Below are 21,393 nucleotides of genomic sequence, written 5' to 3' on the forward strand. Positions count from 1 at the left end.
CGGTTTGTGAACGGGGGGACAAGCCACCGGACTTGAGAAGACTGAGAGGGATCTGATGGGTATCGAGGAGAAGCTGCCGAGCGGCTTTCTGCTCACCACCGTGGAGACCGCGGCGGGGTGGGTGCGCAAAGCCTCGCTCTTCCCGGCCACCTTCGGACTGGCCTGCTGCGCGATCGAGATGATGACCACCGGGGCCGGCCGCTACGACCTGGCCCGGTTCGGCATGGAGGTCTTCCGGGGATCGCCCCGGCAGGCGGATCTGATGATCGTGGCGGGTCGGGTGAGCCAGAAGATGGCCCCGGTGCTGCGCCAGGTGTACGACCAGATGGCCAACCCGAAGTGGGTCATCTCGATGGGCGTCTGCGCCTCCTCGGGCGGGATGTTCAACAACTACGCGATCGTCCAGGGTGTCGACCACATCGTTCCCGTGGACATCTACCTGCCGGGCTGTCCGCCCCGTCCGGAGATGCTGATGGACGCGATCCTCAAGCTGCACGACAAGATCCAGCACGAGCAGCTCGGTGTGAACAAGCGCCGCGCCCAGGAGGCGGCCGAGGAGCTCGCCCTGCGGGCCACCCCGACCAGCGAGATGCGGGGGCTGCTGCGATGAGCGACACCAACGGTGCGGGCGGCACCGCCAAGGACACCGGCGCGGGCGGCACTGCCAAGGACACCGGCGCGGGCGGCACCGCCAAGGACACCGGTGCGGGCGGCGCCGACGTCCCCGCCACCCGCACCGAGCTCCCGGTCGAGGTGATCGGCAAGCGCCAGGGCATGTTCGGCGCCAAGGACACCGGCGACACCTCCGGTTTCGGCGGCCTCGCCGCCCCGATCGCGCTGCCCCCCGCGAGCACCCGCCCGTACGGTCACGGCTTCGACGAGGTGGCCGACGAGTTCGAGGGCGCGCTGGAGGAGCAGGGGCTCGATCCGGCGGACGTGATCGAGAAGACCGTCGTGGACCGGGCCGAACTCACCTTCCACATCGCCCGCGAGCACCTGCTGAGGGCGGTGCGGATCCTGCGCGACGACCCGGCGCTGCGCTACGAACTCTGCCTCGGCGTGAGCGGCGTGCACTACCCGCACGACAGCGGGCGCGAGCTGCACGCGGTGTACCACCTGCGCTCGATCACCCACGGCCGGCTGCTGCGGGTGGAGGTCAGCGCACCGGACGCCGACCCGCGGATCCCGTCCGTGGTGAGCGTCTACCCGACCAACGACTGGCACGAGCGCGAGGCGTACGACTTCTTCGGGCTGGTCTTCGAGGGCCACCCGGCGCTGACCCGGATCATGATGCCGGACGACTGGCTGGGCCACCCGCAGCGCAAGGACTACCCGCTCGGCGGCATCCCCGTCGAGTACAAGGGCGCCCAGATCCCGGCACCCGACCAGCGGAGGTCGTACAGCTGATGCCAATCCAATCCGAGCACGGGGCCGAACACGAGGCGGCTGCCAGGGAGACCACCGAGGGCCGGGTCTTCACCGTCACCGGTGGCGACTGGGGCGAGGTGGCCGAGGCCGTCGCGCGCGCCGACGACGAGCGCATCATCGTCAACATGGGTCCCCAGCACCCGTCCACCCACGGGGTGCTGCGGCTGATCCTGGAGATCGACGGCGAGACGGTGAAGGAAGCCCGCTGCGGCATCGGCTACCTGCACACCGGCATCGAGAAGAACATGGAGTTCCGCAACTGGGTCCAGGGCACCACCTTCGTGACCCGGATGGACTACCTGACGCCGCTGTTCAACGAGACCGCGTACTGCCTGGCCGTCGAGAAGCTGCTCGGCATCGGCGCCGACGTCCCCGAACGGGCGAACGTCATCCGGGTGTTGATGATGGAGCTCAACCGGATCTCCTCGCACCTGGTCTGCCTGGCCACCGGCGGTATGGAGATCGGCTCCACCACGCTGATGATCTACGGCTTCCGGGACCGCGAAGTCATCCTGGACGTCTTCGAGTTGGTCACCGGACTGCGGATGAACCACGCGTACGTCCGGCCCGGCGGGGTGGCCCAGGACCTGCCGCCCGGGGCCATCGACCAGACCCGCGAGGCGGTCCGGCTGCTGCGCTCGCGGCTGCACGAGTACGACAAACTCGCCACCGACAACCCGGTGTTCAAGGCCCGCCTGGTGGACGTCGGCTTCCTCGACCTGCCCGGCTGCCTCGCCCTCGGCGCCACCGGACCGATCCTGCGCGCCACCGGACTGCCGCACGACCTGCGCAAGACCGATCCCTACTGCGGGTACGAGGACTACGACTTCGAGGTGGCGGTCGCCGAGAGCGCCGACTCCTACGGGCGGTTCCTGATCCGGCTGGAGGAGATCAGGCAGTCGCTGCGGATCGTCGAGCAGTGCCTGGACCGGCTGCGGCCGGGGCCGGTGATGGTCGCCGACAAGAAGATCGCCTGGCCCGCCCAACTGGCGGTCGGCCCGGACGGACTGGGCAACTCGCTCGACCACATCCGCAAGATCATGGGCACCTCGATGGAGGCCCTGATCCACCACTTCAAGCTGGTGACGGAGGGCTTCCGGGTCCCGGTCGGGCAGGCGTACGCGGCGGTGGAGTCGCCCAAGGGCGAGCTCGGGGTGCACGTGGTCAGCGACGGCGGCACGCGGCCCTACCGCGTCCACTTCCGCGATCCCTCGTTCACCAACCTGCAGTCGATGGCGGCGATGTGCGAGGGCGGCCAGGTGGCCGACGTGATCGTCGCGGTGGCCGGGATCGACCCGGTGATGGGAGGCGTGGACCGGTGACCGATTCTCAGGGCAGCGTCGAACTCGGCCTGCCGGCGCTGCCGGCCAAGCCGTACCCGCCCGAGGTGCACGACCGGCTGGCGGCGGACGCGCGCGAACTGATCGCCCGCTACCCCGTCGCCCGCTCCGCGCTGCTGCCGCTGCTGCACCTGGTGCAGGCCGAGGAGGGCTACGTCAGCGCGACCGGAATCCGTTTCTGCGCCGAGCAGTTGGAGCTCACCACCGCCGAGGTCACCGCCGTCGCCACCTTCTACACCATGTACCGCCGCCGCCCGGCCGGGACCTACCACGTCGGGGTGTGCACCAACACGCTCTGCGCGGTGCTCGGCGGCGACCAGATCTTCGCCGAGCTCAAGGAACACCTCGGGATCGAGAACAACGAGACCACCGAGGACGGCGCGATCTCCATCGAGCACATCGAGTGCAACGCGGCCTGCGACTACGCGCCCGTGGTGATGGTCAACTGGGAGTTCTTCGACAACCAGACCCCCCAGAGCGCACGGCAGTTGGTGGACCGGCTGCGTGCGGGTGACGAGGTGCGGCCCACCCGGGGCGCCCGGCTGTGCGGCTTCAGGGAGACCGCGCGGATACTGGCCGGCTTCCCCGACGAGCGGGCCGACGCGGTGGACGAGTCCGGTGCGGGCGGTGCGCCCTCGCTGGCCGGGCTCAGGCTCGCCAGGGGCGAGGCGCTGCCCGGTACTTCGGGAACCAAGGTGGTCTCCCCCCGGCACGAAGGGACGGACGCGTGATGACCTCCGTGGAGCCGGCCGAGAAGCTGCTCTCGCCGGTGCTGACCGCGTCCTGGGACGACACCCGTCCCTGGACGCTGGCCACCTACCGCCGCCACGACGGCTACCAGGGCCTCCAGGCGGCCCTCGCCATGCCCCCGGACGACGTGATCGCCCTGGTCAAGGACTCGGGGCTGCGCGGACGCGGCGGCGCGGGCTTCCCGACCGGGATGAAGTGGCAGTTCATCCCGCAGAACGACGGCAAGCCGCACTACCTGGTGGTCAACGCCGACGAGTCCGAGCCGGGCACCTGCAAGGACATCCCGCTGCTCTTCGCCAACCCGCACTCGCTGATCGAGGGCATGGTCATCGCCTCGTACGCGATCCGCTGCGACCACGCGTTCATCTACCTGCGCGGCGAGGTCGTCCCGGTGCTGCGCCGGCTGCACGCGGCGGTCGCCGAGGCGTACGAAGCCGGGTACCTGGGCCGGAACATCCTCGGCTCGGGGACCGACCTGGACATCACCGTGCACGCGGGCGCCGGGGCGTACATCTGCGGTGAGGAGACGGCGCTGCTGGACTCGCTGGAGGGACGGCGCGGCCAGCCGCGCCTGCGGCCGCCGTTCCCGGCGATCGCCGGTCTCTACGCCTGCCCGACGGTGGTCAACAACGTCGAGTCGATCGCCTCCGTGCCGTCGATCCTGGCGCGCGGCAAGGACTGGTTCAAGACGCTGGGCACCGAGAAGTCCCCGGGCTTCACGCTCTACTCGCTCTCCGGGCACGTCACCAACCCCGGCCAGTACGAGGCGCCGCTCGGCATCACCCTGCGCCAGCTGCTGGAGATCAGCGGGGGAGTGCGGGCCGGGCACCGGCTCAAGTTCTGGACCCCGGGCGGCTCCTCGACGCCGATGTTCACCGACGAGCACCTGGACGTCCCGCTCGACTACGAGGCCGTCGGCGCGGCCGGCTCGATGCTCGGCACCAAGGCGCTGCAGATCTTCGACGAGACCACCTGCGTGGTCCGGGCGGTCACCCGCTGGACCGAGTTCTACGCCCACGAGTCCTGCGGCAAGTGCACCCCGTGCCGCGAGGGGACGTACTGGCTGGTCCAGCTGCTCAAACGGATCGAGGCGGGCGACGGCGTCGAGGGCGACCTGGAGAAGCTCGCGGACATCGCCGACAACATCAACGGCAAGTCCTTCTGCGCCCTCGGCGACGGCGCCGCCAGCCCGATCGCCTCCTCACTCAAGTACTTCCGCGCCGAGTACGAGCAGCACCTCGCCGAGCGGCGCTGCCCCTTCGACCCGGCGGCCGCCACGGTCTGGGCCGACCGGCTGGACGCCCACCCGTCCGCCACCGAGAGGGAGGTGCACGCGTGAGTGCCACCACCGGGACCGAGACAACCACCGACCTCGTCACGCTCACCATCGACGGCGTCCAGGTCCAGGTCCCCAAGGGGACCCTGGTGATCCGCGCCGCCGAGCAGATCGGCACCCAGATCCCGCGCTTCTGCGACCACCCGCTGCTGGATCCGGCCGGTGCCTGCCGCCAGTGCATCGTGGAGATCGAGGGCCAGCGCAAGCCGGTCGCCTCCTGCACCATCCCGGTGGCCGAGGGCATGGTGGTCCACACCCAGCTCAGCTCGCCGGTCGCCGAGAAGGCGCAGCGCGGCGTGATGGAGCTGCTGCTGATCAACCACCCGCTGGACTGCCCGATCTGCGACAAGGGCGGCGAGTGCCCGCTGCAGAACCAGGCGATGACCAACGGCCAGGCGGACTCCCGCTTCGAGGGCATGAAGCGCACCTACGCCAAGCCGATCCCGCTCAGCAGCCAGGTGCTGCTGGACCGGGAGCGCTGTGTGCTCTGCGCCCGCTGCACCCGCTTCTCGCAGCAGATCGCCGGGGACCCGTTCATCGAGCTGCTGGAGCGCGGTGCGCTGGAGCAGGTGGGCATCGGGGACGGCGACGAGTTCGAGTCGTACTTCTCCGGCAACACCATCCAGATCTGCCCGGTCGGCGCGCTGACCTCGGCGGCCTACCGGTTCCGCTCCCGCCCGTTCGACCTGGTCTCCTCGCCCGGCGTCTGCGAGCACTGCGCGTCCGGCTGCGCTCAGCGCACCGACCACCGCAGGGGCAAGGTGCTGCGCCGCCTGGCGGGCGACGAGCCCGAGGTGAACGAGGAGTGGAACTGCGACAAGGGCCGGTTCGCCTTCCGCTACGCCCAGTCGCCGGACCGGATCACCACGCCCCTGGTACGCGCCGAGAACGGCGAACTCGTGCCCGCCAGTTGGCCCCAGGCGCTGGAGCGCGCCGCCGAGGGGCTGCGCGGGGCGCGGGCCGCGGTGCTCACCGGCGGCCGGGTGACGGTCGAGGACGCGTACGGCTACGCCAAGTTCGCCCGGGTGGTGCTCGGCACCAACGACGTGGACTTCCGCTCACGGCCGCACAGCGGTGAGGAGGCGGACTTCCTGGCCTCGGTGGTCGCCGGGCACGGGGTGGACCTGGACGGAACCGGGCTGTCGTACCGGGAACTCGAGGCGGCGCCCGCCGTGCTGCTGGTCGGCTTCGAGGCCGAGGAGGAGTCGCCGATCGTCTTCCTGCGGCTGCGGAAGGCCAACCGTGCCAGGGGACTCCAGGTCTTCTCGATCGCCTCGCACGCCTCCCGGGGGCTGGCCAAGCTGCACGGTGCGCTGCTGCCCGCCGCGCCCGGCACCGAGGCGGAGTGGCTGACTGCGTTGGCCGCGCCCCGAGCCGCTGCCGAAGTGCCCGGAGGCGAGCGGGCGAGCAGCCAGGAGGCGGTGCTCACGGATGACGCCGGCCGCGCCGCCGACGCGCTGCGCAGCCCCGGCGCGGTGATCCTGGCCGGTGAGCGGCTGGCGTCGCTGCCCGGTGCGCTGACCGCCGTGGTGCGGCTCGCGCGGGAGACCGGGGCCCGGCTGGCCTGGGTGCCGCGCCGGGCGGGGGAGCGGGGGGCGATCGAGGCCGGCGCGCTGCCCGGGCTGCTGCCCGGCGGCCGTCCGGTGTCCGTCCCGGCCGCCCGGTCCGACGCCGCCGCCCTCTGGGGTGTGGCCGAACTCCCGGCCCCGCTGGGCCGGGACACCGACCGGATCCTGTCCGCCGCCGCACGCGGCGAGCTGGACGCGCTGCTGGTCGGCGGCGTCGGCCTGGACGATCTGGCCGACCCGGCGCTGGCCGGGGAGGCGCTGGCCCGGGTGCCGTTCGTGGTGTCGCTGGAGCTGCGTCCGTCCGCCGTCACCGAACGGGCCGACGTGGTACTGCCGGTGGCCGCGGTGGCGGAGAAGGCCGGCACCTTCCTGGACTGGGAGGGCCGGGTGCGGATGTTCGAGGCCGCGCTCAAGGCCGACCAGCTGATGCGTAGTCAACTGTTCTCGGACGTAAGGGTGCTGGACATGCTGGCGGACGCGATCGGCCGGCCGCTGGGCCTGCCGGACGTCCGGGCCGCCCGGCTGGAGCTGGACCGCTTCGCGCCGTGGGCGGGCGAGTGCCCGGCCGCGCCGGCCGCGCACCCCGCCGCGCTGCCCCGTCCGGCCGGCGGGCAGGCGGTGCTCGCGGGCCACCGGCTGCTGCTGGACAACGGCACCCTGCAGCAGGGCGACGAGCATCTGGCCGGTACCCGGCACGCCGCCGTGGTCCGGCTCTCGGCGGCCACCGCCGAGGAGATCGGCGCCGTCCGGGCCGTCCGGGTCACCGGACCGTCCGGTTCGCTGGTCCTGCCGCTGGAGGTCACCGAGGCGATGCCCGACCGCACCGTCTGGCTACCGCTGAACTCCACTCCTGGCGGTGCCCATCGCACGCTCGGCACCACGGTCGGCCACCTGGTCACCATCGCCGCGGCCGACTCGGCCCTCGCCGTCTCGGACCCGGCAGTCCCCGCGGAGGAGTCATGATGCTTGCCGCGTACGAAACCCTCGGTTTCTTCGGCCGCGACCCGTGGTGGCTGGTCCTGCTGAAGGCGGTGTTCTGCTTCGCCTTCCTGGTGCTCACGGTGCTGATCGCGATCGTCTGGGAACGCAAGGTCGTCGCCTGGATGCAGCTGCGGATCGGCCCCAACCGGCACGGGCCCTGGGGCATGCTCCAGTCGCTGGCCGACGGCGTGAAGCTGGCGCTGAAGGAGGACCTGGTCGTCAAGCACGCCGACAAGGTGGTCTACGTGCTGGCGCCGATCGTCAGCGCGATCCCGGCGTTCATGGCCTTCGCGGTGATCCCGTTCGGCCCGGCCGACGACGAGGTGTCCGTCTTCGGGACCCGTACCCCGATGCAGCTCACCGACCTGCCGATCGCCCTGCTCTACATCCTGGCGGTGGCCTCGGTCGGCATCTACGGGATCGTGCTGGCGGGCTGGTCCTCCGGTTCGACGTATCCGCTGCTCGGCGGTCTGCGTTCGGCGGCCCAGATGGTGAGTTACGAGATCGCGATGGCGCTGTCCTTCGCGGCGGTGTTCATCTACTCGGGCTCGATGTCCACCTCGCAGATCGTCGCCTCCCAGGAGCCGACCTGGTTCGCGGTGCTGCTGCCGGTCTCGTTCGTCGTCTACATCATCGCGATGGTCGGTGAGACCAACCGCGCCCCCTTCGACCTGCCCGAGGCCGAGGGCGAGCTGGTCGGCGGCTTCAACACCGAGTACTCCTCGCTGAAGTTCGCGATGTTCATGCTGGCCGAGTACGTCAACATGGTCACCGTCTCCGCCGTCGCCAGCACCCTCTTCCTGGGCGGCTGGCGGGCACCGTGGCCGGTCTCCGGCTTCTGGCCCGGGGCGAACCACGGCTGGTGGCCGCTGCTGTGGATGGTCGTCAAGATCCAGCTGCTGCTGTTCTTCTTCATCTGGCTGCGCGGGACCCTGCCCAGGCTCCGCTACGACCAGTTCATGAAGCTGGGCTGGAAGGTGCTGCTTCCCGTCTCGCTGGTCTGGCTGGTGATGGTGGCCAGTGTCCGGGCGCTGCGCAACGAGGGCTACGACTTCGGCCAGGTGGTGCTCTACGTCGGCGCGCCGATCGGGGTGATCCTCCTGCTGGCACTGCTGCGGGACTTCGTCCGCAAGCAGCCCGAGCCCGCGGCAGCCGACCACGGGGCCCCGCCGGGCGGGGAGTTCGACCCCATGGCCGGCGGCTATCCCGTGCCGCCGCTGCCGGGCCAGCAGCTTCCGCCCGTACCGCGCCGCCGCAGCCGGGCCCCGCAACTCCAGGACGCCCTCAACGGGCCCGACCATTCCGAAGGGAGCTGAACCGGGATGTCGGACGACAGGACTGACAGGACCACCGGGCCCGAGCCGACGGCCAGGCCGTCGATGCTCGGACCGGCCGCAGGCTTCGGCGTGACCTTCAAGGCCATGTTCAAGAAGCGGCTGACCGAGCAGTACCCGGAGTACCACAAGCCCACCGCGCCGCGCTTCCACGGCCGCCACCAGCTGAACCGGCACCCGGACGGCCTGGAGAAGTGCGTCGGCTGCGAACTCTGCGCCTGGGCCTGCCCGGCCGACGCGATCTACGTCGAGGGCGCGGACAACCGCGACGAGGAGCGCTACTCGCCCGGTGAGCGCTACGGCGCGGTGTACCAGATCAACTACGCCCGCTGCATCCTGTGCGGGCTGTGCATCGAGGCCTGCCCGACCAGGGCGCTCACCATGACCAACGAGTACGAGCTGGCCGACGACTCCCGCGCGGACCTGATCTTCACCAAGGAGCAGTTGCTGGTGGGGCTGAGCGAGGGCATGGTCGACACCCCGCACGCCATCTACCCGGGCGCCGACGAGGGCGCGTACTACCGGGGCGAGATCACCGCCGCCGCGCCGGGCACGGAGCAGCAGGAGCGCACGGCACGGGACCGGGAGGTGCGGTCGTGACCTCCACCGGAGAGGCCGTCCAGTTCTGGGTGCTGGCCGTGGTCGCGGTCGGCGGTGCGCTCGGGATGCTGCTGATGAGGAAGGCCGTGCACAGCGCGCTCTGCCTGGCGGCGACCATGCTGGCGCTGGCCGTCTGCTACCTGGCGCAGGGCGCGGTGTTCCTGGGCGTGGTGCAGATCGTCGTCTACACCGGCGCGATCATGATGCTCTTCCTGTTCGTGGTGATGCTGGTCGGCGTCACCTCGGCGGACTCGATGAAGGAGCAGCTGAAGGGCCAGCGGATCGCCGCCGCGCTCTGCGGCCTCGGCTTCGGTGTGCTGCTGATCGCGGGCATCGCCAACGCGAAGCTGGGGCACTTCACCGGGCTGGCCGAGGCCAACGCCGAGGGCAATGTGCAGGGGCTGGCCAGGCTGCTGTTCACCAAGTACGTCTGGGCGTTCGAGGTCACCGGCGCCCTGCTGATCACCGCCGCGATCGGCGCCATGGTGCTGACCCACCGTGAACGGGTGAGGGCCCGCAGCACCCAGCGCGAGCTGGCCGCCCAGCGGATCAGGGACAACATCCAGGTGCCGCCGCTGCCCGCCCCCGGCGTCTACGCCCGGCACAACGCGGTGGACGTCCCGGCCCTGCTGCCGGACGGCACCGTCGCCGAGGACTCCGTGATGGGCACCCTGCGCGAGCGCGGCCAGATCCGCGACGTCAGCCAGGAGATGCTGCGGCGGATGGCCGAGCTGGAGTCCGCCACCGCCGACTGGCTGGGCCGCCCGCCGTCCGCCCGCCCGCCGGTCACCGGGCCGCACAAGGCACTGGAGACGGTCCCCAAGAAGGCTCCGAAGAAGGAGGAGGACGAGACGTGAATCCCGTCAACTACCTCTACCTGGCCGCACTGCTGTTCACCATCGGCGCGAGCGGCGTACTGGTCCGGCGGAACGCGATCGTGCTGTTCATGTGCGTCGAGCTGATGCTCAACGCGTCCAACCTGGCCCTGGTCACCTTCTCGCGGATGCACGGCAACCTGGACGGCCAGATCATCGCCTTCTTCACCATGGTGGTCGCGGCGGCCGAGGTCGTGGTCGGCCTCGCCATCATCGTCAGCATCTTCCGGACCAGGCACTCCGCTTCGGTCGACGACAGCAACCTGATGAAGCTGTAGGCGGAGGGCCCAACACGTGAACTCACTCATTCCGCTGCTGGTCGCGGCTCCGCTGGCCGGTGCGGCCCTGCTGCTGCTCGGCGGCCGGTCCTTCGACCGGACCGGGCCCTGGCTGGGCACGCTGGCCGCCGCGCTCTCCTTCGTCTTCGGCGCCGTGCTGTTCGCGGACATGCTGGGACGGCGGGCCGAGGCGCGGGCGGTGCACCAGCACCTGTTCAGCTGGATCCCGGTGAACGGCTTCCAGGCCGACGTCTCCTTCCAGCTCGACCAACTGTCCGTCACCTTCGTCCTGTTGATCACCGGCGTCGGCACCCTGATCCACCTCTACTCGGTGGGCTACATGGCCCACGACGAGAAGCGCCGCCGCTTCTTCGGCTTCCTCAACCTCTTCCTGGCAGCCATGCTGCTGCTTGTCATCGCCGACAACTACCTGCTGCTGTACGTCGGTTGGGAGGGCGTCGGCCTCGCCTCGTACCTGCTGATCGGGTTCTGGCAGCACAAGCCGAGCGCCGCGACGGCCGCCAAGAAGGCGTTCATCGTCAACCGGGTCGGCGACATGGGCCTGTCGATCGCGATCATGCTGATGTTCACCGAGTTCGGCAGCTTCGCCTTCGGGCCCGTCTTCGGGGCCGCCGGACAGGCGAGCGAGGGCAAGCTGACCGCGATCGGCCTGATGCTGCTGCTCGCGGCCTGCGGCAAGTCCGCCCAGGTGCCGCTGCAGTCCTGGCTCGGCGACGCGATGGAGGGCCCGACCCCGGTCTCGGCCCTGATCCACGCGGCCACCATGGTGACCGCCGGGGTCTACCTGATCACCAGGTCGGCCGCCATCTTCAACCTGGCCCCCGACGCGCAGACCGCCGTGGTGGCGGTCGGCGCGGTGACGCTGCTCTTCGGTGCGATCGTGGGTTGCGCCAAGGACGACATCAAGAAGGCGCTGGCCGGCTCCACCATGTCGCAGATCGGCTACATGGTGCTGGCGGCCGGTCTCGGCCCGATCGGGTACGCCTTCGCCATCATGCACCTGGTCACCCACGGCTTCTTCAAGGCCGGGCTCTTCCTCGGCGCCGGGTCGGTCATGCACGGCATGGACGACGAGGTGAACATGCGCCACTACGGCGCCCTGCGCAAGTACATGCCGGTGACCTTCGTGACCTTCGGCCTCGGCTATCTGGCGATCATCGGCTTCCCCGGCCTGTCCGGCTTCTTCTCCAAGGACAAGATCATCGAGGCGGCCTTCGCCAAGGGCGGCACCGAGGGCTGGATCCTCGGCCTGTGCGCACTGGTCGGCGCCGCCGTCACCGCGTTCTACATGACCCGGGTGATGGTCATGACCTTCTTCGGGGAGAAGCGCTGGCAGCCCTCGGCGGAGACCGGCCAGGAGCCGCACCCGCACGAGTCGCCCGCCGTGATGACCGTCCCGATGATCCTGCTGGCCGTCGGCTCGGTGTTCGCGGGCGGACTGTTCGCCCTGAACAGCGCGTTCCTGAAGTGGCTGGAGCCCGTCACCGGCCACTCGGAGGGCCACTCGCCGCTGCAGCCGCTCACCGTCACCCTGCTCACCACCCTGTGCATGCTGGCGGGCGTGGGCCTGGCGTACCTGATGTACGGGCGCTCGCCCGTCCCGGTCGCTCCGCCGGTCGGCTCGCCGCTCACCCGGGCGGCCCGCCGCGACCTGCTCCAGGACGACTTCAACCACGCCGTCCTGGTCCGCCCCGGCGCCGGGCTCACCGCCGCGCTGGTCTACCTGGACAGCAAGGGCCTGGACGGCTTCGTCAACGGCCTGGCCGCCACCATCGGCGGCCTCTCCAGCCGCCTGCGCCGGATCCAGACCGGGTTCGCCCGCTCCTACGCGCTCTCGATGTTCGGCGGTGCGCTGCTGCTGGCCGCCACCACTCTCCTGATGAGGTCCGTCTGATGACTGCTACTCGCCCGCTCGCCTCCGGGCGCTCCAACCCGGCGCCGACAGTCGTCGCTCCCGCGCTCCCTCCTTCGTCGCTCGCTTCCTCGTTCCTCCCTTACGGCACCGGCGCGCCCTTCGGCTCGGGGCGGGAACGGGAAGGACGGCCATGAGCTACCTGCTGACCGCGACCTGCGCCGTCCCGGCCGTCGGCGCGGTGCTCACCGCGGCGCTGCCGGCCGGCTCCTCCGAGGCCCGCCGCCGTACCAGCAAGGGTGTCGCGCTGGCCGTCTCGGCGGCCACCCTGGCGCTGACCGCCGCCGCCGCCGCGAGCTTCAGGCCCGGCGGGCCGCGCTACCAACTCGTCGAGTCCCACCCCTGGATCCGCAGCTTCGGGATCGGCTTCTCGCTCGGGGTGGACGGCATCGCGGTGGTGCTCGCGCTGCTCACCGCCGTCCTGGTCCCGATCGTCATGCTGGCCTCCTGGAACGACGCGGACCCGGTCCGCACCCCCGACGGCACCTTCGAGAACGTCCGCCGCACCCAGGGCTTCTTCGCCCTGATCCTGGCGGTGGAGGCGATGGTGCTGGTCTCCTTCCTGGCGACCGACGTCTTCGTCTTCTACGTCTTCTTCGAAGCCATGCTGATCCCGATGTACTTCCTGATCGGCGGCTTCGGCGACCGCGCGGGCGGTGCGGACTCCGGCGCCCAACGCTCCTACGCGGCCGTGAAGTTCCTGCTCTACAACCTGCTCGGCGGCCTGGTCATGCTGGCCGCCGTGATCGGCCTGTACGTGATCGCGCAGGACCAGGGCCAGGCCACCTTCGACCTGCCGGTGCTCACCGACGCCATCGCCGGCGGCAAGCTGGTGATCGACCCGACCGCGGAGAAGCTGCTCTTCCTGGGCTTCTTCTTCGCCTTCGCGGTGAAGGCCCCGCTCTGGCCGCTGCACACCTGGCTGCCGAACGCGATGGGCGAGTCCACCGCAGGGGTCGCGGTGCTGATCACGGCGGTCGTCGACAAGGTCGGCACCTTCGCGATGCTCCGCTTCTGCCTCGGCCTCTTCCCGGACGCCTCCCGCACCTTCGGCCCGTACATCCTGGTGCTCTCGCTGGTCGGGATCGTCTACGGCGCGCTGCTGGCGGTCGGTCAGAAGGACATCAAGCGGCTGGTGGCGTACGCGTCGATCTCGCACTTCGGCTTCATCATCATGGGCATCTTCGCCTTCACCAGCCAGGGGCAGTCCGGCGCCACCCTCTACATGGTCAACCACGGCCTCTCCACCGCCGTGTGGATGCTGGTCGCGGGCTTCCTGATCTCCCGCCGGGGCTCGCGGCTGATCTCGGACTTCGGCGGGGTGCAGAAGGTCGCCCCGGTGCTGGCCGGGACCTTCCTGATCGGCGGCCTGGCCACGCTCTCGCTGCCGGGGATGGCGCCCTTCGTCAGCGAGTTCCTGGTCCTGGTCGGCACCTTCGCCAAGTACCCGGCGGTCGGCGTCATCGCGACCTTCGGCATCGTGCTCGCCGCGCTGTACGCGCTGCTGCTCTACCAGCGCACCATGACCGGCCCGGTCAAGGCCGGGGTCGAGGGCATGGCCGACCTGCGGCTGCGCGAACTCCTGGTGGTGGCACCGCTGGTGGCGCTCACCCTGTTCCTCGGCGTCTACCCCAAGCCGCTCACCGACCTCGTCAACCCCGCGGTGAACGCCACGCTCTCCCAGGTCCACCAGACCGACCCGGCGCCCGCCCACCCGGTCGCCGCCACCACCGGAGGTGAGCACAAGTGAGCCAGTCCCTGTGGCTCGCCGCCGCTGGCGGCAACAGCCCCAGCATCCCGGCCCCGCACATCGAGTACGGCCAGCTCTCCCCGATGCTGGTGGTCTTCGGCGCCGCGATCGCGGGCGTCCTGGTGGAGGCCTTCCTGCCCCGCCGCCACCGCTACGTCGCCCAGGTGGCCGTCTCCCTGCTGGGCCTGGGCGGCGCCTTCGCCGCCGTGGTGGTGCTCGCCGCCCAGGGGCACGCCACCACCAGGTCCGGACTGCTGGCGATGGGCGCGGTCGCCATCGACGGCCCGGCGCTCTTCCTGCAGGGCGTGATCCTGCTCTCCTCGGTGGTCACCGTGCTGATGTACGCCGAGCGCCGTCTGGAGCCGCGCCTGAACGGGCACGGGGTGGACGCCTTCGCCGCCCAGGGCGCCGCCGTACCCGGGGGTGAGCAGGAACGGCAGGCGACCACGGCCGGGTTCACCACCACCGAGGTCTTCCCGCTCACCCTGTTCGCGGTCGGCGGGATGCTGCTCTTCCCGGCGGCCAACGACCTGCTGACCATGTTCGTGGCGCTGGAGGTCCTCTCCCTCCCGCTCTACCTGCTCTGCGCCCTGGCCCGGCGCCGCCGGCTGCTCTCCCAGGAGGCGGCGGTCAAGTACTTCCTGCTGGGCGCCTTCGCCTCGGCGTTCTTCCTGTTCGGCATCGCGCTGCTGTACGGCTACGCGGGCAGCGTCCAGCTCGGCGACATCGCGGACGTGGTGTCAGGGGTCGCCCCGGTCACACCCGCGCTGGCGGTCACCACCCAGAACGACGTGCTGCTGCTGATCGGCCTGGCGATGCTCTCGGTCGGCCTGCTGTTCAAGGTCGGTGCGGTGCCGTTCCACGCCTGGACCCCGGACGTCTACCAGGGCGCGCCGACCCCGGTCACCGGTTTCATGGCGGCCGCCACCAAGACGGCGGCCTTCGGCGCCTTCCTGCGGCTGTTCTACGTGGCCTTCCCCGGCCTCAAGTGGGACTGGCGGCCCGTCATGTGGGCGGTGGCGATCCTCACCATGGTGGCCGGCGCGATCCTGGCGGTCACTCAGCAGGACGTGAAGCGGCTGCTGGCGTACTCCTCGATCGCGCACGCCGGGTTCATCCTCACCGGTGTGATCGCCACCAACCGGCAGGGCCTGGGCGCGGTGCTCTTCTACCTGCTCGCGTACTCCTTCGTCACCCTCGGCGCCTTCGCGGTGGTGACCCTGGTCCGCGACTCCAAGGGCGAGGCCACCCACCTGTCCAGCTGGGCCGGGCTCGGACGCCGCTCGCCGCTGGTGGCGGCGGTCTTCGCGCTCTTCCTGCTGGCCTTCGCCGGCATCCCGCTGACCAGCGGGTTCACCGGGAAGTTCGCGGTCTTCCAGGCCGCGGCGGCGGGCGGGGCGACCCCGCTGGTGATCGTCGGTGTGCTGAGCTCGGCGATCGCGGCCTTCTTCTACATCCGGGTCATCGTGCTGATGTTCTTCTCCGACCCGAAGGCCGGCGGTCCGGCCGTGGCCGTGCCCAGCCCGCTGACCGCCACCGCGATCGGCCTCGGCGTCCTGGTCACGCTGGTCCTCGGACTCGCGCCGCAGTACTTCCTGGACCTCGCGAGCAAGGCCTCGTTCTTCGTCCGTTAACGGTCCGTCCGCTGGTTCCTCACCGGTTCCCCACCGGTCCGTCAACAGTTCCACACCCGCTGACACACCACCCGGCCGGGGCCCGCGGCACACCGCCGCGGGCCCCGGCCGTTCTCCCGCCCCGCCCCGCCAACGGGCGGGGGTGCCACCCGGCCGTCGGACGGGGGCGAGGGGCCACGCGCAACAGGGGCCCATGCCCGTGCTGGTGATCCACTCACGACCGGATACCCTCCTTGTAGGCCAGCGGCGGCACTCAGGGACCAGGCCGCTAGATCGACCAGGGACAGGAGTGGTCTTCGTGACCGTCGTGGGGCCCTTCGGGCTGACCGTGCAGGACCGCGATCTGACCCGCGACGTCCAGGCCGGCCTGGACGCCGTGGAGCGCGCACTGACCGAGACGGTCAAGAGCCACGTGCCGTTCATCACGATCACCGCCAGTCACCTGATCCAGGCCGGCGGCAAGCGCTTCCGCCCCCTGCTGGTCATGCTGGCCGCGCAGTTCGGCGACCCGAACGCGGCCGGTGTGGTGACCTCCGCCGTGGTGGTCGAGCTGACCCATCTGGCCACCCTGTACCACGACGACGTGATGGACGAGGCCCCCGTCCGCCGGGGCGCCCCCAGCGCCAACTCCCGCTGGGACAACTCGGTCGCCATCCTCACCGGCGACTTCCTGTTCTCCCGCGCCTCCCAGGTGCTCTCCGAGCTCGGCCCCGAGGCCGTCCGGATCCAGGCCGACGCCTTCGAACGGCTCGTCACCGGCCAGATCCTGGAGACCGCGGGCCCCGGCCCCGACGACGACCCGCTCCAGCACTACCTGGACGTCATGTCGGGCAAGACCGGCTCGCTGATCGCCGTCTCCTGCCGCTTCGGCGCGCTGATGGCCGGCGCCGAGGACTGGATCGTCGACACCCTCACCCAGTACGGCGAGAAGATCGGCACTGCCTTCCAGCTCGCCGACGACGTCCTGGACATCGCCAGCGACGGCGACGAGTCCGGCAAGACCCCCGGCACCGATCTGCGCGAGGGCGTGCCCACCCTGCCGGTCCTGCTGCTCCAGCAGACCCCGGTGGACCCGGCCGACCCCTCGGACGTGCGCCTGCGCGAGCTGCTCACCCTCGACCTCGCCGCGGACGACGAGCTGCACGCCGAGGCCCTCCGGCTGCTCCGGCGGCACCCGGCGCTGGAGCGGGCGCGCCGTGAGACGCTGCGCTACGCCGAGGAGGCCCGCGCCCTGCTGGCCCCGCTCCCGGACTGCTCGGCCAAGGACGCCCTCCAGGGGCTCTGCGACTCGGTCGCCATCCGCACGATGTGACCGACCCCTCGACCGGTGTGACCGACCCGCCGCCCGGGAGGACACCGGCGCCGCGGCGTGCGGAGCGGAAGCCCCCGTGCCGTGCGCTTCCCGGTACCGTCCCGCCCGGTGGGGCGAGGTGCGACCCGCCCACGGGCCGCTCGGACCGCAGGGCCGTCCGCCCCGCACGGCTGCCCGCGCCCCGGGACGTGAACCCGCCGGCCCGCTGAAGAACCTCTCCGACCCGAAGGGCCAAGCCAGAATGCTGCGCGTCGTCATCGCCGAGGACTCGGTCCTGCTGCGGGAGGGCCTGACCCGCCTGCTCACCGACCGCGGGCTGGAGGTCGTGGCCGGTGTGGGCGACGGGGAGTCGCTGCTGCGCACCGTCCAGGAGCTGGCGACCGCGGGCGCCCTCCCCGACGTGGTGGTGGCGGACGTGCGGATGCCCCCGACCCACACCGACGAGGGTGTCCGCGCCTGCGTGGCCCTCCGCGGCCTCTACCCGGACCTGGGCGTGCTGGTGCTCTCGCAGTACGTGGAGGAGCGCTACGCGAGCGAGCTGCTGGCCGGTTCCACCCGGGGCGTCGGCTACCTGCTGAAGGACCGGGTGGCCGAGGTCCGCGAGTTCGTGGACGCGGTGGTCCGGGTGGCCGGCGGTGGTACCGCGCTGGACCCGGAGGTGGTGCAGCAGCTGCTCAGCCGCAGCCGCAAGGGCGACGTGCTGGAGGGCCTGACCCCGCGCGAGCGCGAGGTGCTGGGCCTGATGGCCGAGGGGCGGACCAACACGGCGATCGCCAAGCAGCTGGTGGTTTCGGACGGCGCGGTGGAGAAGCACGTCAGCAACATCTTCCAGAAGCTCGGCCTGGCGCAGAGCCCCGAGGACCACCGCCGGGTGCTGGCCGTGCTGACGTACCTCGAGGGCTGATCCCCGGCGGTCGGGAGGGCCGGCCCCGGCGGCGGATCCGGGAGGCCGGCGCCCGGCCCCGGAGGAGTAATCTTGATCTTGAGGATGGGCCATCCCATCGAGCGCTGACCACGTAACTACCAGTGGGAGAGGCTCAGCGGCGAGCTGGCGAAGTCTGCGCCGTAGATTCGGAAGTTACGGCTCGGTCAACGTAAGCGAGCTTAGGATGCCTTCTGGTGCACCAGGCGGACGGGGCACAGGGCCCGCGCCCGCGGCTGGTGCCCACGAGGAGGTCCGCGGTAGTGACCAGCCAGGTCGATCAGACAGAGGCAGTGGGCGGCTCGGACGGCACCGGTCCGGGGGCCGCACCCCCACCACCGGGGCAGGCGCGTGCCAAGCCGGTCCGGCGGTTGGACCGGGTGATCATCCGGTTCGCCGGCGACTCGGGTGACGGTATGCAGCTCACCGGTGACCGGTTCACCTCGGAGACCGCCTCGTTCGGCAACGATCTCTCCACGCTGCCGAACTTCCCGGCCGAGATCCGGGCGCCCGCCGGGACGCTGCCGGGTGTCTCCAGCTTCCAGCTGCACTTCGCCGACCACGACATCCTGACGCCGGGCGACGCCCCGAACGTGCTGGTCGCGATGAACCCGGCGGCGCTCAAGGCCAACCTGCCCGACCTGCCGCGCGGCGCGGAGATCATCGTCAACACCGACGAGTTCACCAAGCGCGCGCTGGCGAAGGTCGGCTACGCGGCCGACCCGCTCGCCGACGGCTCGCTCTCCGCGTACAACCTGCACAAGGTGCCGCTGACCACGCTGACCCTGGAGGCCCTGAAGGACAGCGGCCTGGCCCGCAAGGACGCCGAGCGGGCGAAGAACATGTTCGCGCTCGGCCTGCTCTCCTGGATGTACCACCGGCCCACCCACGGCACGGAGAACTTCCTGCGCCAGAAGTTCGCCAAGAAGCCCGAGATCGTCGAGGCCAACATCCAGGCCTTCCGCGCGGGCTGGAACTTCGGCGAGACCACCGAGAGCTTCGCGGTCTCCTACGAGATCCCGCCGGCCAAGCTCCCCGCCGGCACGTACCGGAACATCTCCGGCAACCTGGCGCTCGCCTACGGCCTGATCGCCGCGGCCGAGCGCTCCGGGCTGCCGCTGTTCCTCGGCTCGTACCCGATCACCCCGGCCTCGGACATCCTGCACGAGCTGAGCAGGCACAAGAACTTCGGTGTGCGCACCTTCCAGGCCGAGGACGAGATCGCCGGGATCGGCGCCGCGCTCGGAGCGGCCTTCGGCGGCGCGCTCGGCGTGACCACCACCTCCGGTCCCGGCGTGGCGCTCAAGTCGGAGACCATCGGTCTCGCGGTCTCGCTCGAACTCCCGCTGCTGGTGGTCGACATCCAGCGCGGCGGCCCGTCCACCGGTCTGCCGACCAAGACCGAGCAGGCCGACCTGCTGCAGGCCATGTTCGGCCGCAACGGCGAGGCCCCGGTGCCGATCGTCGCCCCCGCCACCCCGGCGGAGTGCTTCGACGTCGCCATGGAGGCGGCCCGGATCGCCATCACCTACCGCACCCCGGTGATGCTGCTCTCCGACGGCTACCTGGCCAACGGCTCCGAGCCCTGGCGGATCCCCGACGTCGACCGGCTGCCGGACCTGAGGGCGGAGTTCGCCCATGGGCCCAACCACACCCTGGAGGACGGCACCGAGGTCTTCTGGCCCTACAAGCGCGACCCGCGGACCCTGGCCCGCCCCTGGGCCGTCCCCGGCACCCCCGGTCTGGAGCACCGGATCGGCGGCATCGAGAAGCAGGACGGCAGCGGGAACATCTCCTACGACCCGGCCAACCACGACCTGATGGTCCGCACCCGCCAGGCCAAGATCGACGGAATCACCGTGCCGGAGCTGGAGGTTGACGACCCGAGCGGCGACGCCCGGGTGCTGGTGCTCGGCTGGGGCTCCACCTACGGCCCGATCACCGCGGCGGTACGCCGGGTACGGGCCGACGGCGGCAGGATCGCCCAGGCCCACCTGCGGCACCTGAACCCCTTCCCCGCCAACCTCGGTGCCGTACTGAAGTCCTACGACCGGGTCGTGGTACCCGAGATGAACCTGGGCCAGCTGGCCCTGCTGCTGCGCGCCAAGTACCTGGTGGACGCCCAGTCCTACAACCAGGTGCGCGGACTGCCTTTCAAGGCCGCCCAGTTGGCGGACGTGCTGTCCGCGGCGATCGGAACGCTGGAGGAGAACCATGGCTGAGCCCCGCGGCAGGACCGCCGACTTCCCCTCGCTGAGGCTGGTGCCGAAGGCCGAGTCACCGCAGAGCGCGAAGGACTTCAAGACGGACCAGGAGGTCCGCTGGTGCCCGGGCTGCGGCGACTACGCCATCCTGGCCGCCGTCCAGTCCTTCATGCCCGAGCTCGGCATCCGCAGAGAGAACACCGTCTTCGTCTCCGGGATCGGCTGCTCCTCCCGCTTCCCGTACTACATGAACACCTACGGGGTGCACTCCATCCACGGCCGCGCCCCGGCCATCGCCACCGGCCTCGCCGCCTCCCGCCCCGACCTGAGCGTCTGGGTGGTCACCGGTGACGGAGACGCGCTCTCCATCGGCGGCAACCACCTGATCCACGCGCTGCGCCGCAACGTCAACCTGAAGATCCTGCTGTTCAACAACCGGATCTACGGGCTCACCAAGGGCCAGTACTCGCCCACCAGCGAGGTCGGCAAGATCACCAAGTCCACTCCGATGGGCTCGCTGGACGCCCCCTTCAACCCGCTCTCGCTGGCCATCGGCGCCGAGGCCACCTTCGTCGCCCGCACCATCGACTCCGACCGGCAGCACCTGCAGTCCGTGCTGCGGGCCGCCGCCGAGCACGAGGGCACGGCGTTCGTGGAGATCTACCAGAACTGCAACATCTTCAACGACGGTGCCTTCGAGGTGCTCAAGGACCCGGCGACCCGGGACGAGGCGCTGATCCGGCTGGAGCACGGGCAGCCGGTCCTCTTCGCCGGCCACGGCCTCTTCCTGGGGGCCGACGGCGAACTGCGGGTCGCCGAGGTGACGGACGACAACCGGTCGGACGTACTGGTGCACGACGCCCACCACCTCAGCGCCGCAAGGGCGTTCGCGCTCACCAGGATCGCCGACGCCGACGCCCTGCACCACACCCCGATCGGCGTCCTGCGGGACGTCCGGCGCCCGGTCTACGACACCCTGATGGCCGACCAGCTCGACCAGGCCGTCGCGGCCAAGGGGGAGGGGGACCTCGCCGCCCTCCTCACCGGCGCCGACACCTGGACGGTCGCCTGACCGCTCCGACGGACGGCCGGCAGCGCCCCGGGGCCGTCGAGGGGCCGGCGGGGGCGCGGGGCTCTGCTCGACCGGC

General features: G+C 71.1%; 17 protein-coding genes. All 17 read left to right on the forward strand.

Annotated elements, in window-relative coordinates:
• Positions 1-55: 55 nt before the first annotated feature.
• The 17 genes from ACSMTC_RS21705 (at position 56) to ACSMTC_RS21785 (ending at position 21,317) form a co-directional block, all read left to right on the forward strand.
• Entirely contained in the window at positions 56-610 is a 555-nt protein-coding gene (locus ACSMTC_RS21705; protein ID WP_436561373.1) for a NuoB/complex I 20 kDa subunit family protein, read from the forward strand.
• Positions 607-1,407 carry an NADH-quinone oxidoreductase subunit C gene (locus ACSMTC_RS21710; RefSeq protein WP_436561374.1) on the forward strand — a complete coding sequence of 267 codons (801 nt, stop codon included), beginning with the start codon at positions 607-609 and terminating at the stop codon, positions 1,405-1,407. Before ACSMTC_RS21705 ends, ACSMTC_RS21710 begins: the two co-directional genes overlap by 4 nt.
• A complete protein-coding gene (locus ACSMTC_RS21715) occupies positions 1,407-2,750 on the forward strand; it encodes an NADH-quinone oxidoreductase subunit D (protein ID WP_436561375.1) in 1,344 nt (447 codons plus the stop codon). The genes ACSMTC_RS21710 and ACSMTC_RS21715 overlap by 1 nt, the downstream gene beginning before the upstream one ends.
• Positions 2,747-3,499 carry an NADH-quinone oxidoreductase subunit NuoE gene (gene nuoE, locus ACSMTC_RS21720; protein ID WP_436561376.1) on the forward strand — a complete coding sequence of 251 codons (753 nt, stop codon included), beginning with the start codon at positions 2,747-2,749 and terminating at the stop codon, positions 3,497-3,499. The genes ACSMTC_RS21715 and nuoE overlap by 4 nt, the downstream gene beginning before the upstream one ends.
• Positions 3,499-4,857, forward strand: a complete 1,359-nt coding sequence (nuoF, locus tag ACSMTC_RS21725; RefSeq protein WP_436561377.1) for an NADH-quinone oxidoreductase subunit NuoF — start codon at positions 3,499-3,501, stop codon at positions 4,855-4,857. Before nuoE ends, nuoF begins: the two co-directional genes overlap by 1 nt.
• On the forward strand, positions 4,854-7,385 hold the full coding sequence (locus ACSMTC_RS21730; protein WP_436561378.1) for an NADH-quinone oxidoreductase subunit G: 2,532 nt from the start codon (positions 4,854-4,856) through the stop codon (positions 7,383-7,385). Before nuoF ends, ACSMTC_RS21730 begins: the two co-directional genes overlap by 4 nt.
• Positions 7,385-8,719: an NADH-quinone oxidoreductase subunit NuoH gene (nuoH, locus tag ACSMTC_RS21735; RefSeq protein WP_436561379.1), complete on the forward strand. Its 1,335-nt coding sequence runs from the start codon at positions 7,385-7,387 to the stop codon at positions 8,717-8,719. Before ACSMTC_RS21730 ends, nuoH begins: the two co-directional genes overlap by 1 nt.
• A gap of 63 nt (positions 8,720-8,782) precedes the next feature.
• A complete protein-coding gene (gene nuoI, locus ACSMTC_RS21740; RefSeq protein WP_436564761.1) occupies positions 8,783-9,337 on the forward strand; it encodes an NADH-quinone oxidoreductase subunit NuoI in 555 nt (184 codons plus the stop codon).
• Complete coding sequence (locus tag ACSMTC_RS21745) at positions 9,334-10,194, forward strand: NADH-quinone oxidoreductase subunit J (protein ID WP_436561380.1); 861 nt, start codon at positions 9,334-9,336, stop codon at positions 10,192-10,194. Before nuoI ends, ACSMTC_RS21745 begins: the two co-directional genes overlap by 4 nt.
• Positions 10,191-10,490, forward strand: a complete 300-nt coding sequence (nuoK, locus tag ACSMTC_RS21750) for an NADH-quinone oxidoreductase subunit NuoK (RefSeq protein WP_436561381.1) — start codon at positions 10,191-10,193, stop codon at positions 10,488-10,490. Before ACSMTC_RS21745 ends, nuoK begins: the two co-directional genes overlap by 4 nt.
• 16 nt (positions 10,491-10,506) lie before the next feature.
• Positions 10,507-12,405 carry an NADH-quinone oxidoreductase subunit L gene (nuoL, locus tag ACSMTC_RS21755; protein WP_436561382.1) on the forward strand — a complete coding sequence of 633 codons (1,899 nt, stop codon included), beginning with the start codon at positions 10,507-10,509 and terminating at the stop codon, positions 12,403-12,405.
• A gap of 151 nt (positions 12,406-12,556) precedes the next feature.
• Positions 12,557-14,173, forward strand: coding sequence for an NADH-quinone oxidoreductase subunit M (locus tag ACSMTC_RS21760; protein ID WP_436561383.1), 1,617 nt, complete (start codon positions 12,557-12,559; stop codon positions 14,171-14,173).
• Entirely contained in the window at positions 14,170-15,807 is a 1,638-nt protein-coding gene (nuoN, locus tag ACSMTC_RS21765) for an NADH-quinone oxidoreductase subunit NuoN (protein WP_436561384.1), read from the forward strand. Before ACSMTC_RS21760 ends, nuoN begins: the two co-directional genes overlap by 4 nt.
• 298 nt (positions 15,808-16,105) lie before the next feature.
• Complete coding sequence (locus ACSMTC_RS21770) at positions 16,106-17,119, forward strand: polyprenyl synthetase family protein (RefSeq protein WP_436561385.1); 1,014 nt, start codon at positions 16,106-16,108, stop codon at positions 17,117-17,119.
• 241 nt (positions 17,120-17,360) lie between these two features.
• On the forward strand, positions 17,361-18,023 hold the full coding sequence (locus tag ACSMTC_RS21775) for a LuxR C-terminal-related transcriptional regulator (RefSeq protein WP_436561386.1): 663 nt from the start codon (positions 17,361-17,363) through the stop codon (positions 18,021-18,023).
• A gap of 281 nt (positions 18,024-18,304) precedes the next feature.
• The gene (locus ACSMTC_RS21780; RefSeq protein WP_436561387.1) at positions 18,305-20,263 is read left to right on the forward strand and encodes a 2-oxoacid:acceptor oxidoreductase subunit alpha; all 1,959 of its coding nucleotides are present in this window, start codon (positions 18,305-18,307) and stop codon (positions 20,261-20,263) included.
• Positions 20,256-21,317: a 2-oxoacid:ferredoxin oxidoreductase subunit beta gene (locus tag ACSMTC_RS21785; protein ID WP_436561388.1), complete on the forward strand. Its 1,062-nt coding sequence runs from the start codon at positions 20,256-20,258 to the stop codon at positions 21,315-21,317. The genes ACSMTC_RS21780 and ACSMTC_RS21785 overlap by 8 nt, the downstream gene beginning before the upstream one ends.
• The last annotated feature ends 76 nt before the right edge of the window (positions 21,318-21,393 follow it).

The sequence above is a fragment of the Kitasatospora sp. HPM-01-4 genome (assembly GCF_051374625.1).
GTDB lineage: Bacteria > Actinomycetota > Actinomycetes > Streptomycetales > Streptomycetaceae > Kitasatospora.

What these genes read in the sequence shown, in the direction of transcription:
- nuoH (WP_436561379.1), top strand. Translation starts at nt 7,385, where the DNA reads ATGCTTGCCGCGTACGAAACCCTCGGTTTCTTCGGCCGCGACCCGTGG.
- ACSMTC_RS21715 (WP_436561375.1), top strand. Translation starts at nt 1,407, where the DNA reads ATGCCAATCCAATCCGAGCACGGGGCCGAACACGAGGCGGCTGCCAGG.
- ACSMTC_RS21785 (WP_436561388.1), top strand. Translation starts at nt 20,256, where the DNA reads ATGGCTGAGCCCCGCGGCAGGACCGCCGACTTCCCCTCGCTGAGGCTG.
- ACSMTC_RS21710 (WP_436561374.1), top strand. Translation starts at nt 607, where the DNA reads ATGAGCGACACCAACGGTGCGGGCGGCACCGCCAAGGACACCGGCGCG.
- nuoI (WP_436564761.1), top strand. Translation starts at nt 8,783, where the DNA reads ATGCTCGGACCGGCCGCAGGCTTCGGCGTGACCTTCAAGGCCATGTTC.
- ACSMTC_RS21760 (WP_436561383.1), top strand. Translation starts at nt 12,557, where the DNA reads ATGAGCTACCTGCTGACCGCGACCTGCGCCGTCCCGGCCGTCGGCGCG.
- nuoF (WP_436561377.1), top strand. Translation starts at nt 3,499, where the DNA reads ATGACCTCCGTGGAGCCGGCCGAGAAGCTGCTCTCGCCGGTGCTGACC.
- ACSMTC_RS21705 (WP_436561373.1), top strand. Translation starts at nt 56, where the DNA reads ATGGGTATCGAGGAGAAGCTGCCGAGCGGCTTTCTGCTCACCACCGTG.
- ACSMTC_RS21775 (WP_436561386.1), top strand. Translation starts at nt 17,361, where the DNA reads ATGCTGCGCGTCGTCATCGCCGAGGACTCGGTCCTGCTGCGGGAGGGC.